This window comes from Streptomyces curacoi (genome assembly GCF_001513975.1).
In the GTDB taxonomy this organism is placed as follows: domain Bacteria; phylum Actinomycetota; class Actinomycetes; order Streptomycetales; family Streptomycetaceae; genus Streptomyces; species Streptomyces curacoi.
In genome coordinates this window covers 159163-174545 of record NZ_KQ947987.1, presented here as the reverse complement: position 1 = coordinate 174545, position 15383 = coordinate 159163, and the positions used below count along the sequence as shown (strand labels likewise).

15 protein-coding genes are annotated in these 15383 nt (G+C 72.2%); 12 read left to right on the top strand and 3 right to left on the bottom strand.

Annotated elements, in window-relative coordinates; all coding sequences use genetic code 11:
- The 11 genes from AQI70_RS14325 to AQI70_RS14275 are packed head-to-tail and all read left to right on the top strand — an operon-like array spanning position 1 to position 11540.
- Entirely contained in the window at positions 1-1212 is a 1212-nt protein-coding gene (locus AQI70_RS14325; RefSeq protein ID WP_062148733.1) for a glycosyltransferase, read from the top strand.
- Entirely contained in the window at positions 1209-2444 is a 1236-nt protein-coding gene (locus AQI70_RS14320; protein WP_062148730.1) for a class I SAM-dependent methyltransferase, read from the top strand. The genes AQI70_RS14325 and AQI70_RS14320 overlap by 4 nt, the downstream gene beginning before the upstream one ends.
- On the top strand, positions 2441-3247 hold the full coding sequence (locus tag AQI70_RS14315; RefSeq protein ID WP_062148727.1) for a glycosyltransferase family protein: 807 nt from the start codon (positions 2441-2443) through the stop codon (positions 3245-3247). The genes AQI70_RS14320 and AQI70_RS14315 overlap by 4 nt, the downstream gene beginning before the upstream one ends.
- Positions 3244-3891: a PIG-L deacetylase family protein gene (locus AQI70_RS14310; RefSeq protein WP_003997149.1), complete on the top strand. Its 648-nt coding sequence runs from the start codon at positions 3244-3246 to the stop codon at positions 3889-3891. Before AQI70_RS14315 ends, AQI70_RS14310 begins: the two co-directional genes overlap by 4 nt.
- Before the next feature lie 3 nt (positions 3892-3894).
- Positions 3895-4920: an NAD-dependent epimerase/dehydratase family protein gene (locus AQI70_RS14305; protein ID WP_062148724.1), complete on the top strand. Its 1026-nt coding sequence runs from the start codon at positions 3895-3897 to the stop codon at positions 4918-4920.
- Entirely contained in the window at positions 4908-6215 is a 1308-nt protein-coding gene (locus AQI70_RS14300; RefSeq protein WP_062148720.1) for a DUF4910 domain-containing protein, read from the top strand. Before AQI70_RS14305 ends, AQI70_RS14300 begins: the two co-directional genes overlap by 13 nt.
- Positions 6216-6220: 5 nt before the next feature.
- Complete coding sequence (locus AQI70_RS14295) at positions 6221-7510, top strand: MATE family efflux transporter (RefSeq protein ID WP_062148717.1); 1290 nt, start codon at positions 6221-6223, stop codon at positions 7508-7510.
- Positions 7507-8454 carry a glycosyltransferase family 2 protein gene (locus tag AQI70_RS14290; protein WP_062148714.1) on the top strand — a complete coding sequence of 316 codons (948 nt, stop codon included), beginning with the start codon at positions 7507-7509 and terminating at the stop codon, positions 8452-8454. The genes AQI70_RS14295 and AQI70_RS14290 overlap by 4 nt, the downstream gene beginning before the upstream one ends.
- A complete protein-coding gene (locus AQI70_RS14285; protein ID WP_062148711.1) occupies positions 8451-9653 on the top strand; it encodes a polysaccharide pyruvyl transferase family protein in 1203 nt (400 codons plus the stop codon). The genes AQI70_RS14290 and AQI70_RS14285 overlap by 4 nt, the downstream gene beginning before the upstream one ends.
- The gene (locus tag AQI70_RS14280; RefSeq protein ID WP_062148709.1) at positions 9650-10201 is read left to right on the top strand and encodes a dTDP-4-dehydrorhamnose 3,5-epimerase family protein; all 552 of its coding nucleotides are present in this window, start codon (positions 9650-9652) and stop codon (positions 10199-10201) included. Before AQI70_RS14285 ends, AQI70_RS14280 begins: the two co-directional genes overlap by 4 nt.
- A 7-nt stretch (positions 10202-10208) precedes the next feature.
- Positions 10209-11540: a glutamate-1-semialdehyde 2,1-aminomutase gene (locus tag AQI70_RS14275; RefSeq protein ID WP_062148706.1), complete on the top strand. Its 1332-nt coding sequence runs from the start codon at positions 10209-10211 to the stop codon at positions 11538-11540.
- Between the two features lie 52 nt (positions 11541-11592).
- Here the strand turns inward: AQI70_RS14275 and AQI70_RS14270 are convergent, their stop codons facing one another.
- A complete protein-coding gene (locus AQI70_RS14270) occupies positions 11593-12252 on the bottom strand; it encodes a phosphatase PAP2 family protein (protein WP_062148703.1) in 660 nt (219 codons plus the stop codon).
- A 170-nt stretch (positions 12253-12422) separates the two neighbouring features.
- A complete protein-coding gene (locus AQI70_RS14265) occupies positions 12423-13145 on the bottom strand; it encodes a dienelactone hydrolase family protein (RefSeq protein WP_062148700.1) in 723 nt (240 codons plus the stop codon).
- A gap of 269 nt (positions 13146-13414) precedes the next feature.
- On the opposite strand from AQI70_RS14265, the gene AQI70_RS14260 reads away from it, so the two are divergent.
- A complete protein-coding gene (locus tag AQI70_RS14260) occupies positions 13415-13966 on the top strand; it encodes a hypothetical protein (RefSeq protein ID WP_062148697.1) in 552 nt (183 codons plus the stop codon).
- A gap of 24 nt (positions 13967-13990) precedes the next feature.
- On the opposite strand, the gene AQI70_RS14255 is transcribed toward AQI70_RS14260, so the two are convergent.
- Positions 13991-15319, bottom strand: coding sequence for a class I SAM-dependent RNA methyltransferase (locus AQI70_RS14255; protein WP_062148694.1), 1329 nt, complete (start codon positions 15317-15319; stop codon positions 13991-13993).
- Positions 15320-15383 lie beyond the last annotated feature (64 nt).

Genomic DNA, 15383 nt, shown 5'->3' with positions numbered 1-15383 from the left:
ATGCATGTCCTCGTGGTGCACAACCGCTACGCCTCGGCGCAGCCGAGCGGGGAGAACAAGGTCGTCGACCAGGAGGTGGAGCTGCTGCGCGCGGCCGGCCACCGGGTCGGGGTGTTCGAGCGGCGCAGCGACGACATCGCCGCCCGGTCCCTCCTCTCCAAGGCCGCGGTGCCGCTCCTCGTGCCGTGGAACCCGGCGGTCCGCACGGAGCTCGCCGCCCGGCTGCGCACCGAGCGGCCGGACATCGTCCACGTCCACAACGTCTTCCCGCTCCTGTCGCCCGCGGTCCTCGCCGCCTGCGCCGACGCCGGCGTGCCCGCCGTCGCCACGCTGCACAACTACACCCAGGTCTGCCCGCCCGGCACGCTGCAGCGGGACGGCCGGCCGTGCACCGAGTGCGTCGGGGCGGCGGCGCCGCTGCCCGCCGTACGGCACGGCTGCTACCGCGGCTCCCGCCTGGCGACGGTGCCGCTCGCGGTCAGCATGTCGGTCAACCGGCGGCGGTGGTGGTCCGGCGTGGAGCGGTTCTTGTGCATCTCCGCGGCGCAGCGCGACGTCCTGGTGCGGGCCGGCATGCCGGCCGAGCGGCTGGTGGTGAAGCACAACTTCGTGCCCGACCCGGACGACCGCCGATCAGGGGCGGGCGAGCATCTGCTCCATCTCGGCCGGCTCGCGGAGGCCAAGGGCGTGCGGCTGCTCATGGCCGCGTGGGACGAGATCGCAGCGAGCGGCGGTGTGGGCGTGCCGCTCGTGATCGCCGGGGCGGGGCCGCTGGAGCGGGAGGTGAGCGCCTGGGCGGCGGGCCGGGACGATGTGCGCCACGTCGGCCTGTTGGACGCGGCGGAGAGCCGGAAGGCCGTCGCGCGGTCGGTCGCCGTGGTGGCTCCGTCGACGTGGCTGGAGACCTTCGGGCTGGTGGTCGTGGAGGCGATGGCGGCGGGGGTCCCGGCCGTCGCCGCCGGTCATGGCGCCTTCGTCGAACTCGTCGAGGACGGGGTCACCGGGCTGCTGCACCGGCCGGGCGAGCCCGGCTCGCTCGCGGCCTGCATACGCCGGATCGCGGCCGAGCCGGCCCTGGGCCGGGAGATGGGCCAGGCGGCCCGGCGCCGTTACGAGCAGGGTTTCAGCCCGGCCGTCGGCCTTGAGCGCCTGGTGGAGGAGTACCGCACCGCGATCGCGGGTCGGACGGAATCAATGGGGGGCAGTAGATGACACGATGCCGACTCTGCGGCTCGGAAGCGATGGCGAGCGTCGTCGACCTCGGGGCGACGCCGCCGTGTGAGAGCTTTCTCGCCGCGGACCAACTGGACCAGCCGGAACCGGCGTACCCGCTGCACCTGCGGGTCTGCACCGACTGCTGGCTCGCGCAGATCCCGCCGCTGATCACGCCGGAGGAGACGTTCACGCAGTACGCGTACTTCTCCTCCTACTCGACCTCCTGGGTGGAGCACGCGCGCACGTTCGTCACCGACGCCATGGAGCGCCTCGGTCTCGGCACCGACGCCTTCGTGGTCGAGGTCGCGAGCAACGACGGATACCTGCTGAGGCACCTGGTGGACCGGGGGATCCGCTGCCTGGGCATCGAGCCGTCGGTGAACGTCGGCGCCGCGGCGCGGGAGGCGGGTGTGCCCACGCTCACGGAGTTCCTGACCCCGGCCACCGGTACCGCCGTCCGCGCCGGACACGGCCCGGCGGACCTGGTGGTGGCCAACAACGTGTACGCGCACATCCCCGACGTGGTCGGGTTCACCCAGGGACTGCGCGCCCTGGTCGCCGACGACGGCTGGGTCTCCATCGAGGTGCAGCACCTGCTGACCCTGATCGAGCAGAACCAGTACGACACGATCTACCACGAGCACTTCCAGTACTACACGGTCGCCTCCGCGATCCGGGCGCTGGCCAGCGGTGGCCTCGCGCTCGTGGACGTCGAGCTGCTGCCCACGCACGGCGGCTCCATCCGGCTGTGGGCCCGGCCGGCCGAGGTGGCCGGTGATCCGGCCTCCCGGGTGGCCGACGTGCTGGCCCGGGAGAAGGCCGCCGGGCTGCAGGAACTGTCCGGGTACACCGAGTTCTCCGCCAGGGTGGCCAAGGTGCGCCGGGACCTCCTGAAGTTCCTCATCGAGGCGGCCGAGCGCGGCGAGACGGTCGTCGGCTACGGCGCCCCGGGCAAGGGCAACACCCTGCTCAACCACTGCGGCATCCGGCCCGACCTGCTCCCGTACACGGTCGACCGCAACCCCTACAAGCACGGCAGGTTCACCCCGGGCACCCGCATCCCGATCCTGCCGCCCGAGCAGATAGCCGCCGACCGACCGGACTACGTCCTCGTCCTCCCGTGGAACCTGCGGGCCGAGCTGGCCGAGCAGCTGTCCTTCGTACACGACTGGGGCGGCCGGCTGGTCTTTCCCGTCCCGGAACTGAGCATTGTCGAGGTGGGGTCATGAAGGTCGTTCTGTTCTGCGGCGGTTACGGGATGCGGATGCGGAGCGGTGCCGCAGACGACATACCCAAGCCGATGGCGATGGTCGGCCCGAGACCGCTGATCTGGCATGTCATGCGCTACTACGCGCACTTCGGGCACACGGAGTTCATCCTGTGCCTCGGGTACGGGGCCCACCACATCAAGAACTTCTTCCTCACCTACGAGGAGACGACGTCCAACGACTTCGTGCTCCGGGGCGGTCGGACCGAGCTGCTGTCCACCGACATCGCCGACTGGACGATCACGTTCGCGCAGACCGGCGTCGAGTCACCGATCGGGGAGCGGCTGCGCCGGGTGCGCCACCACCTGGACGGCGACGAGATGTTCCTCGCCAACTACGCCGACGTGCTCACCGACGCCCCCCTGCCGGAGATGATCGACCGGTTCGCCCGGCGCGACGCCGGAGCGTCGATGATGGTGGTGCCGCCACAGTCCTCGTTCCACTGCGTGGAGTTGGGCGAGGACGGCCTGGTGGGGGGCATCACCGCGGTCAGCGAACTGCCGCTGTGGGAGAACGGCGGTTACTTCGTGCTCCGTCAGGAGGTCTTCGACCACATACCGGAGAACGGGGACCTGGTCGCCGACGGATGCGCCCAACTGGCCAAGCGCGGCCGGCTGGTGGCGCACCGGCACCGCGGCTTCTGGAAACCGACCGACACCGTGAAGGAGCGGGCCGCGCTCGACACCGCCTACGCCCGGGGCGACCGCCCGTGGGCCGTATGGGAACGGGACGGTGCGGGAGCGGGCGCCGGAGCGAGCGCGTGATCCGGCTCGGCGCCGGGCGCCCGGAGCGGATCGTCGCCATGGGCGCGCACTGCGACGACATCGCCATCGGCGCCGGCGGCACGCTGCTGACGCTGTGCCTCGCCCGGCCGGGCATCCGTGTCGACGCACTGGTGCTCTCCGGCGGCGGCAGCGAGCGGGAGCAGGAGGAGCAGGCCGCCCTCGCCGCCTTCTGCCCGGGCGCCGACCTGCGGCTGACCGTGCTCAAGCTGCCGGACGGCCGTATGCCCGCGCACTGGGAGGAGGCCAAGGCCGCGGTCGAGGAGCTGCGCGAGCGGACGGAGCCGGATCTGGTGCTGGCCCCGCGTACCGATGACGCGCACCAGGATCACCGCGGCCTGGCGAAGCTGGTGCCCACCGCGTTCCGCGACCACCTCGTGCTCGGTTACGAGATCGTCAAATGGGACGGCGATCTCGGCCGTCCGGCGGCGTACCAGCCGCTGACGCCGGAGATCGCCGACCGGAAGGTGCGGCTGCTGCAGGAGCACTACCCCTCGCAGCGACACCGGCCCTGGTACGACCGGGAGGCCTTCCTCGGTCTTGCGCGGATCCGCGGCATCGAATGCCACGAGCGCTACGCCGAGGCGTTCGCCGTCACCAAACTCACGCTCAACCTGGGGGGTTGAACCATGCGCGTACTACTGACCGGACACCAGGGATACCTGGGCACCGTCATGGCCCCGGTCCTCGCCGCCGCCGGGCACGAGGCCGTCGGCCTCGACGCCGGCCTGTTCGCCGACTGCGTCCTGGGCCCGCCGCCCGCGGACCCGTCGGGGCACCGGGTGGACCTGCGCGACGTCACGGCAGAACACGTCGCCGGGTTCGACGCCGTGATCCACCTGGCCGCCCTGTCCAACGACCCGCTGGGCTCGCTGGCGCCGGAGCTCACCTACGACATCAACCACCACGCGTCCGTACGCCTGGCCCGGCTGGCCCGCGACGCCGGGGTGCAGCGCTTCCTGTACGCGTCGACCTGCTCGGTCTACGGCGCCGCCGGCGGCGAGGACCTGGTGGGCGAGGACGCCCCGCTGCGCCCGGTGACGCCGTACGCGGAGTCCAAGGTGCGGGTGGAGGACGACCTGCACTCGCTGGCCGACGGCGACTTCAGCCCGGTGTTCATGCGCAACGCCACCGCCTTCGGCTACTCGCCCCGGCTGCGCGCCGACATCGTGCTGAACAACCTGGTGGGCCACGCGCTGCTGTCCGGCGAGGTCCTGGTGCTCTCCGACGGCACCCCCTGGCGCCCTCTCGTCCACGCCGCCGACATCGCACGGGCCTTCACGGCCGCGCTGACCGCGCCGCGGGCAGCGGTGCACGACCGGGCGTTCAACATCGGCAGCGAGACCAACAACGTCACGGTCGCCGAGATCGCCGAGCAGGTCGCCGAGGCGGTGTCCGGCGCCAAGGTGGTGATCACCGGCGAGACCGGTGCCGATCCGCGGTCGTACCGGGTGGACTTCTCCCGGTTCCGCGCCGCGATACCCGGCTTCGACTGCGAGTGGACGGTGAAGCGGGGCGCGCTCGAACTCGCCGACGCCTACCGCGAACACGGGCTGACCCGGGAGGACTTCGAGCGGCGCTTCACCCGCCTTGCCGTGCTGCGCGCTGCGTCCGACGCGGGCACCGTCGACGACACCCTGCGGTGGCGCCGGTGACCGCGGCCGGCGACCAGCCGACGACCCCGCCCGGCGACGCGATGCACGCACTCGTGGAGCGGCTGTACCCGCTGTGCCGGAGCATCACCGGCGACGGTGTGCGCGCCACCCTGGACATCGTCGGCGAGTACGTCCCGCTCCAGGTGCACGAGGTGCCGACCGGGACGCAGGTGCTCGACTGGACGGTGCCGCAGGAGTGGAACATCCGGGACGCGTACATCGCCGACCCCGCCGGCAAACGGGTCGTCGACTTCGCCGAGTCCAGCCTGCACGTGCTCGGCTACAGCGTGCCGGTGTCGAGGACCATGCCCCTGTCCGAGCTGCGCGCGCACCTGCACACCCTGCCGGACCACCCGTCCTGGGTGCCGTACCGCACCAGCTACTACAAACCGGAATGGGGGTTCTGCCTGGCCCAGGACACCCTGGACGCGCTGCCGGACGGCGACTACGAGGTGCGCATCGACTCCACACTCGCCGATGGCCACCTCACCTACGCCGAACACGTGATCCCCGGTCAGGTCCCCGACGAGGTGATCGTCTCCTGTCACGTCTGCCACCCGTCGCTGGCCAACGACAACCTGGCCGGCATCGCGGTGGCGACGTTCCTGGCCCGGGCGCTGGCGGAGCGGACGCCGTACTACACCTACCGGTTCCTGTTCGCGCCCGGCACCATCGGGGCGATCACCTGGCTGGCCCGCAACAAGGAGAGGGTGGAACGGGTCAAGCACGGGCTTGTCCTCGCCTGCGCGGGTGACCCGGGCCGGCTGACGTACAAGCAGAGCAGGCGCGGCGACGCGGAGATCGACCGGGTGATGCGGCACGTGCTGGCCGCCTCCGAACGCCCGTACCAGATCAACGAGTTCACTCCGTACGGCTACGACGAGCGGCAGTTCTGCTCCCCCGGGTTCGATCTCGGCGTGGGCTCGCTCAGCCGGACCCCGTACGCGGGCTATCCCGAGTACCACACCTCGGCGGACAACCTGGACTTCGTCTCCCCCGAGGCGATGGCGGACACCCTCGCAGTCTGCCGCGAGGCGTTCGCCGTCCTCGACCGCAACCGGCGGTACCTCAACCTCAGCCCCTACGGCGAACCGCAGCTGGGCCGACGTGGGTTGTACGACGCGCTCGGCGGCCGCAGCGACACCAAGCAGGCCCAGATGGCCATGCTCTGGGTGCTCAGTCTCTCCGACGGCGAGCACAGCCTGCTGGACGTCGCCGAGCGGTCCGGGCTGCCGTTCGACACCGTCGCCGACGCGGCCGACGCCCTGCACGGCGCCGGGCTGATCAAGGCATGACGCCGATGACCACCGAGAAGGAGAAGACGAGGGCACCGGCGGGCTCCGCCCGGCGGGGCATCGTCGGCCGGCTGTCCTGGGGACTGGCCGACCAGGCGGCCTCCAGCATCACCAACTTCGCGGTGGGCATCTACGTGGCGCGCTCGCTGGGCCTGACCGCGTTCGGCGTGTTCAGCCTGGCCTGGGTGACCTACGGCGTGGCGCTCAACGTCTCCCGCGGCCTTGCCACCGACCCGCTCATGGTGCGCTTCAGCGGCGTGTCGGACGCGGCCTGGCGCGGGGCGGTGGTCCGGTCGTCGGGTACCGCGCTCGGCGTCGGTGCCGCCCTCGGCGCGGCGTCGGTGGTGGCCGGCCTGGCGCTCGGCGGCCGCGTGGGGCCCGCCTTCGCCTGCCTCGGCGCCGTACTGCCGGGGCTGCTGCTGCAGGACGCATGGCGGTTCGCGTTCTTCGCCGCCGGCGCCGGGCGGAAGGCGTTCGTCAACGACCTCGTGTGGGGCGTCGTGCTCGTCCCGGCCATGGTGGTCGCGGCCCGGGTGGGCAGCGTGGCCGCTTTCGTGCTCGCCTGGGGCGGGGCCGCCGCGGTGGCCGCGGTGTACGGCTGCTTCCAGTCCGGCATCCGGCCCCGGTTGACCGGTGCGCGCGAGTGGCTTCGCGAGCACCGCGACCTCGGCTACCGGTACCTGGCCGAGAACGTCAGCAACAGCGGCGCGAGCCAGCTGCGGGCGTACGGGCTCGGCGCGATCGTCGGGGTCGGCGCGGTGGGGGTGGTCCGGGGCGCCGAACTGCTGCTCGGCCCGTTCCTCGCCGTGCTGATGGGGCTGTCCCTGGTCACCGTCGCGGAGGCGGCCCGGGTGCTGCGGCGGGCCCCGCACCGCCTCGGCGCGTTCTGCCTTCTGCTGGGCGGCGGGCAGGCCGTCGCCGCGCTGCTCTGGGGCGGGGCGCTGCTGCTGGTGCCGGACCGGGGCGGCGAGCTCGTGCTCGGCGGCGTCTGGAGCTCGGCCTCGCAGCTCATCGTGCCGGTCACGCTCGGTGTCGCGGGCGCCGGCCTCGGCACCGGCGCGGCGGCCGGGCTGCGCGCGCTCGGCGCGGCCCGGCGCAGCCTGCGCAGCCAGCTGATCGGCTCCGCCTGCTACGTCGCCGGCGGACTCGGCGGGGCGGCCCTGGGCGGCACGGCCGGCTCGGCCTGGGGCGTCGCCGCCGCGACCGTCTGCGGCTCGGCCGTGTGGTGGCTGCAGCTGCGCTCCGCCCTGTGCGAGCGCCACCAGAACCCCATCCCCGAAGTGAGGACGCCATGACCGACCGACCCCGGCTGAGCATCGGCCTGCCCGTGTACAACGGCGAGGAGTACCTCGCCGAGGCGCTCGACGCCCTGCTCGGCCAGACCTACGAGGACTTCGAGCTGGTCATCTCCGACAACGCCTCGACCGACGGCACCCAGGACATCTGCCGCGAGTACGCCGCGCGGGACTCACGCATCCGGTACATACGGCTGCCCCGGAACATCGGCGCCGCGCCGAACCACAACCACGTGTTCACCGAGTGCCGCGGCGAACTGTTCAAGTGGGCCTCGCACGACGACCTCTACGCCCGCGACCTGCTGCGGCGCTGCGTGGAGGCGCTGGACGAGCGGCCGGAGGTGATCCTCGCGCACTCCGGACAGGCGGTCATCGACGGCGACGGCCAGGTGAAGGTCCCGTACGAGTACGGGCTCGCCACCGACTCCCCGCACGCGCCGGAGCGCTTCCGCAGTCTGCTGTTCGAGCCCGGTGGCGACGACTTCTACGGGGTGATGCGGGCCGACGTGCTGCGCCGGGTGAAGCCGCACGACAGCTACCACCACGCGGACCGCACGTTCGTCGCCGAGATCACCCTGCACGGGCCCTTCCACCAGGTGCCGGAGCTGCTGTACTTCCGCCGCGACCACCCCACGCGCGCCGAGCGGGCGAACCCTTCCAAGCGCTCCCGGTGCGCCAACCTGGACCCGCGCCGGGCAGGCCCGCTGCACCCGACGCCCCGGCTGCTCACCGAGTACGTCTTGGGTTTCGTCTCGGCGATCCGGCGGGCGCCGCTGTCCCCGGCCGACCGGCGCGCGTGCTACCGCCACCTGGCCACCTGGATGACCAGCCGGGTCCGGCCGGGCGCCGGCGAGCGGGTCGAGGACCGCGCCCCGGTCGACCCGGCCCGGCTCACCGTCTCCGTCGACACCCTCGTCGCCGGCCGTGAGGGGAGGCGGGCGTGACCGCTGCGCGCGTCGGGGTGTTCGGCCTGCTCGGCTCCGGCAACCTCGGCAACGACGGGTCGCTGGAGGCCGTGCTCGCCTACCTCCGCGCCGAGCACCCGGAGGCGGTCGTGGACGCGCTGTGCGGCGGGCCCGAGGCCGTCGCGGCCCGGTACGGGATCCCCGCGACGCGGCTGCACTGGTACCGCGGCGAGTACCGGACCGCGTCGCGTGCGGGCGCGATCGCGGCGAAGGGGCTGGGCAAAGTCGTCGACGCCGTCCGCACCGCCGCCTGGGTGCGCCGGCACGACGTGGTGATCGTGCCGGGCATGGGCGTCCTGGAGGCCACGCTGCCGCTGCGGCCGTGGGGTTTCCCGTACGCGCTGTTCCTGCTCTGCGCGAGCGGCCGGCTGCTGCGCACCCGGGTCGCGCTGGTCGGTGTCGGCGCGGATGCGATTCACAACCGCCCGACGCGGGCCCTGGTCCGCTGGTCGGCCGGGCTCGCCACGTATCGCTCGTACCGCGACGACCTGTCCCGTGACGCACTGCGGGCGATGGGCGTGAACACCGCGCGCGACAAGGTCTACCCGGACCTCGCCTTCGCGCTGCCGACACCGCGCGGGAGCGCACCATCGGGCTCGGTGTGCGTAGGCGTCATGGACTTCCACGGCGGCAACGACGACCGTGCCCGGGCCGAGGAGATCCACCGGCGCTACCTGGACGGGACGACACGGTTCGTCCGCGCCCTGGTCGAGGACGGCAGGCGGGTACGGCTGCTCACCGGCGACGCCTGCGACGCGCCGGTCGTGGCCGCGATCCTCGACGCGGTGGACTCCCCCCTGGTCACCGCACCCGAAGTCGCCTCACTCGTCGACCTGATGAAAGAGATGGCGGCCGCCGACACAGTGGTGGCGACCCGCTATCACAATCTGGTCTGCGCGCTGAAGGTCGGCGCCCCCACTCTCGCGCTCAGCTACGCGGCGAAGAGCGACGCACTCATGGACCGGATGGGCCTCGCCGCCTACTGCCACCCGGCCCGCGAGGTCGATGCCGACCGGTTGCTCGAACAGTTCCGGGAACTGGAGAAGCGATCGGCGGAGCTGCGCCAGACCCTGACCGAGCGGAACCTGGCCGCGACCCGCCAACTCGACGACCAGTTCCACGAGTTGACGGCGACCCTGCTGCCCGCGAACAACCGACCCCGCCAGGAGGCCGCATGAAAGTGACCGAAGTCCCGGGGATCGCGGGCGCGTTCCTCTTCGAGCCGACGCCGTACGCCGACGAACGCGGCTTCTTCTGCCGCACCTTCGACGCCGACGTGGTCCGCTCGGTGGGCCTCGACCCGAACGCCTTCGTCCAGGACAGCGTGTCCCACTCGGTCCGGGGCGTGCTGCGCGGCCTGCACCTGCGCTCCGGCGCCGGCGAGGCCAAGCTGGTGCGGTGCTCGTACGGGCGGATCTTCGACGTCGTCGTGGACCTGCGGCCGGACTCGCCGACGTACCTGGGCCGGGCCTTCTTCGAACTGTCCGGCGAGACGCAGACGACCCTGTACATCCCGGCGGGATGCGCCCACGGCTTCCAGGCGCTGACCGAAACCGCCGACACCTCGTACCGGATCGACCGCCCGCACGATCCGACCGAGGACGTGACGATCGCCTTCGACGACCCAGAGCTCGCCATTCCCTGGCCGCTGCCGGTCACATCGATGTCCCAGCGGGACCGGGAGGCGCCGAGCCTCGCCGAGGTCCTGAAGCAACAGGAAGGCTGAAGTCGACGTGGACAACTCAGGCGAGGAGTTCCTCCTCCCCCGGTCGCAGCAGGCGAACGAGCGGCTGCACGCCCTGATCCCCGGCGGTGCGCACACCTACGCCAAGGGCGACGACCAGTACCCCGAGCACCTGGCCCCGGTCATCAGCCACGGCCACGGTGCCCATGTGTGGGACGTCGACGGCAACCGCTACATCGAGTACGGCTCCGGCCTGCGGTCGGTCAGCCTCGGCCACGCCCACCCGCGCGTGACCGAGGCGGTGCGACGGGAACTCGACCGCGGCAGCAACTTCGTGCGCCCGTCCATCGTGGAGGTCGAGGCCGCCGAACGCTTCCTGGCCACGGTGCCGACCGCCGAGATGGTGAAGTTCGCGAAGAACGGCTCCGACGCCACCACCGCCGCGGTGCGCCTGGCCCGCGCCGTCACCGGGCGCCCGCGGGTGGCCATCTGCGCCGACCATCCGTTCTTCTCCGTCGACGACTGGTTCATCGGCACCACACCGATGTCCGCCGGCATCCCGGAGTCGACCAACGAGCTCACCGTGGCGTTCCCCTACGGCGACCTGGCCGCCACGGAGGAACTGCTCACCCGCCACCAGGACGAGGTCGCCTGCCTGATCCTCGAACCCGCCACCCACACCGAGCCGCCACCCGGCTACCTCGCCGGCCTGCGCGAACTGGCCGACCGGCACGGCTGCGTACTGGTCTTCGACGAGATGATCACCGGCTTCCGCTGGTCCGAGGCGGGCGCCCAGGGCCTGTACGGCGTCGTCCCCGACCTCTCCACGTTCGGCAAGGCGCTGGGCAACGGATTCGCCGTCTCCGCACTCGCCGGGCGCCGCGAGCTGATGGAACGGGGCGGGCTGCGCCACTCCCACGACCGGGTGTTCCTGCTGTCCACCACGCACGGCGCGGAAACGCACTCCCTTGCGGCCGCGATGACCGTGCAGACCACCTACGTCGAGGAGGGCGTCACCGCGCAACTGCACGCCCTCGGCGAGCGGTTGGCCGCCGGTGTCCGTGACGCCGCGGCCGGTATGGGCGTCGGCGACCACGTCATCGTCCGGGGCCGGGCCAGCAACCTGGTCTTCGCCACCCTCGACGAGAAGGGGCAGCCGTCGCAGCAGTACCGCACCCTGTTCCTACGCCGGCTCCTCGCGGGCGGGGTGCTGGCCCCGTCGTTCGTGGTGAGCAGCGCGCTCAGCGACGCCGACATCGACCACACCGTCGAGGCGGTGGCCCAGGCATGTGCGGTGTACCGGAAGGCACTGGACGCCGGGGACCCCACCCCGTGGCTGGGCGGACGACCGGTGAAGCCGGTATTCCGCCGCTTGGCGTGACGGGACGTGGTGTGCCGTGCCGCGCCGTGCCATGACGTGACGTGACGTGACGTCAGCGGCGCTGCCCGACCAGCCAGTCAGCCATCCGGTCGACCAGCCACGCAATCGCCGGTGTCACCGCCAGCGCGGTGCACCAGCCGCCCAGGACGTCGGTCGGGTAGTGCGCGCCCAGGGCGACCTGCGCCCAGCCCATGGCGGCGCCGGCAACCAGCGCCGCGGCGAGCACGAGTGACGTGCCGGCCGTCCTGCCGAGGCCGAGCCGGCCGGTCGCGAGCAGCGCCACCACGAGGGCGAACGCGGTGAGGAAGGCGGTGTGCCCGCTCGGGTAGGACAGGTTGCCGTCGCCGTGGATGGTGCGTCCCACCAGGGGCTTGATCAGCTTCGTCGTCCCCACGGTCAGGCCGGCGCCGGCAACGACGAGCACCGCCGCGCGGGGACTCCGTAGCCGCAGGCAGCCCGCCACGGCGGCCACGACCAGCGTCGCCGCCCCCAAGGGCTCCCCCAAGAAGTCCGTGGCCAGAGCGACGTACCGCCACGGCGACCCCACACCGTCCACCGCCGCCCAGATCCGCGCGTCCACCAGGCCGGGCCTGCTGTCGTCGGCATACAGAACCCCGAGCACGACGACCACCAGCGCGGCGAGGGCCGCGATCACCCCGAGCCACACGCGCAGCGACGGGGACAGCACCGCGGGCGCCGACCGGCCGGTCACACGCCCACCGCGTCCGGTCCGCTGACGCCAACTCCCCCTCAACGAGCCCCCCGTCGTGTCCACGTGTCAACACTCTGGCACAGCGGCCGCCGTCTTGGCCTCAGGGACGCGGAACGGGACGCAGGTGCAGGCCACGATCCTGCCGAGTCGGGATCATGTCAGGCCCGGCCTCACTTCAGGTGCCGGTCCAAGAACCGGCACCCGTCCTCCAGCTCGAACCACGGGGTGCCGGTGTGCCCTCCCGGATTGGCGTGCAGCGTCTTCTCCTTGCTGCCGAAGGCGTCGAACAGGTCCAGGGCCCGTTGCCGGGGGTTCCCTTCGTCGTCCCACTGCAGCAGGAACAGCAGCGGAATGGTGACCTGCCGGGCCTCCTCGCGCTGGGCGCGGGGCACGTACCCCCCGGCGAAGAAGCCTGCGGCCGCGATGCGCGGCTCGACCACCGCAAGCCGAATGCCGAGGGCGGCCCACCCCCCGGAGTACCCGACCGGACCGCCGATCTCGGGCAGCTCAAGGAGGGCGTCCAGAGTGGTCTGCCATTCCAGGACCGCGTTTTCGACCAGCGGGCCGATGAAGGACTCCAGGATCTCGTCGACCGGCTCGCCGACCTGCATCGCCCGCCGGAGGTCGGCACGGGCCTGCTCGTCGGCGGCGGAACGGGGACGGTCACCGCACCCGGCGGCGTCGATGGTGGCCACCGCGTAGCCGCGCGCCGCGGTGTACCGGGCCCGGGCCACCAGCCGGGGTTCCGCCTTGGGCAGGCCGTTGTTGTGGGCCATCAGGACCAGCGGGGCCGGTGCGGATCCAGGCGTCCACAGGGTGCCGGGGATCTCGCCGAGGGTGAATTCGCGCTCGATGACGCCGTCGTCGAGGCGCTGTTCGGAAGTGAATCGCATGGTCGTGCCTTTCGGGAGTGCGCCTGAACGGCGCTCCCGGACGACCTATCGCCCGACCGTGACCCCGGAGGGGAGCACCCATGTCGATACTGCGTTCACGGGTACCACCTCCTCGTTCTCTCGCACGGCCTCCGGGAAAGTAGCAGTGGTCGCCCTGGCCCGCCAACGGGTTTTCGCGGAGGCCCTGACTCCCGCAACTCCAACCGGCGGACCAGACACACCGGATTGAATGGCCACTCCACCAGTCGGGTCAGGCCAAGGAGTACGACATGGGCGGGCAGAGCGGTACGCACATGGAACGGATGAGTACGCGCACCGGCCCCACGAGGCCGCGCCGACGCAGCCGGCCGGTGTGGTTCCTGGCCTTGTGCGTCGTGTGGACGCTCGGCGCGATCGCCTGGGCGGCCGTCGCGCTGCTCACGCCGGCCGGTGACGGCCCGGAGGAGGCAGTGGAGCGCAAGGCGGGAATGCACCACGATCAGCATCAACCCGCGGGGCGCTACTACATACCGACATACGCCAAGGTGGAGAAGAACGGCACCGCGGTGCTCCGGTACGAGGTGGGCAACAGCCAGGACTCAAGCGTCGAAAACTTCCTGCGCACGTACGACATCACCGCCGAGCCCAAGCGCACCGGCCCGTCCAAGGTGACGTACTCCGACCGCTTCGGCGACGTACGGCGAACGTTCACGATCACCTACAACCCGTCGCCTGAGCCTGCTGGGTACGACTACGCGCGGATCACCGTCAGAGCCCGGGGCACCGACGCAAGCGCCTTGGTGAACCGCGCAGGGGATGTGAACCCTCCCCGGACAGCCTGACGGCCGCGCACACAAAACCGCAGATCAAGAGCCCTTGGCCATCGGCTCCAGAATCGCCACGCATTCCACATGATGAGTCATCGGAAACAGATCGAACACCCGCAACATCCGCACCCGATACCCCCCCTCCCGGAAGTACCCCAAGTCCCGCGCCAACGCCGCCGGATCGCACGCCACATACGCGATCCTCCGCGCCCCCAGCGACGCCAGATGCGCCACCGTCTTCCGGCCCGCGCCGGCCCGCGGCGGGTCCAGGACGATGAGGTCGACCTCGGTGATACCCGTACGCGGCAGCACGCTCTCGACCTTGCCCTGCTCGATGCGGACGCGGTCGAAGTCGGCCAGGTTGTGCCGGGCGTCCTCCACCGCGCGCTTGCCGGACTCGATGCCGAGGACCGCGCCCTGGTCGCCGAGCCGGTCGGCCAGCGCGCCCGCGAACAGGCCCGCACCGCAGTACAGGTCGAGGGCCATCTCGCCCTTGCGCGGCAGCAGCCCCTGCATGACGGCCGTCACCAGGGTGTCCGCGGCCTTCGGGTGGACCTGCCAGAAGCCGCCGCTGCCCACCCGGTACGTACGCCCGTCCGCGCGCTCGCGGACGAAGGGGCGGCCGTGGACCCGGTGGACGCCGCCGTCCTTCTCACCGACCCGCATCACCGACACCGGCCGGTCCAGTTCGACGATCGGCAGGCGCGCGCCCGGCTTCGGGGTGAGGATCACCTGGCGGTCCTGCGACCCGGTCGCCGCGATCGCCTCCACCGACGCCATGCCCGTCCAGTCGCGCTTCTCGATGCCCAGCTCGCTGACGCCCTCGGCGGCGATCATGCAGTGGTCGATCGGCTCCACCTCGTGCGAGCGGTGCCGGCGCAGTCCGGCATGGCCGTCGGCGTCCACGGCGTACTGCACCCGCGTCCGCCACTGCGGCACCTGCCCGGCCGGCAGCTTGTCGCCCTCCGCCGGCATCACCGTGCCGTCCCAGCCGACGTCCTCCGGCGTCAGCCCGGCGAGCCGCCTGAGCTGCTCGGCGACGACCTCGCCCTTCATCCGGCGCTGCGCTCCCGGCTTGGCGTGCTGCCAGTCGCAGCCGCCGCAGCGGCCGGGGCCGGCGAAGGGGCAGGGCGCCTCGATGCGGTCCTTGGACGGCTGCAGCACCTCCACCGCGTCGGCGCGCAGGAAGCGGTCGCCCTCCTCGCCCTCGGTCACCCGGGCCACGACCCGCTCACCGGGCAGCGTGTGCCGGACGAACAGCACCTGGCCGGCGTCGGTGCGGGCGATGCAGTGCCCGCCGTGGGCGACGGGGCCGATCTCGACCTCGTACTCCTCCCCCACCAGCGACTTCTTCGGTTCTGCCTGCATGGTGGGGTGACTCCAGATCGAGAAGGGGGTACGGCCCTCTCCAGAGGTCTGCGGAGGGCCTGAC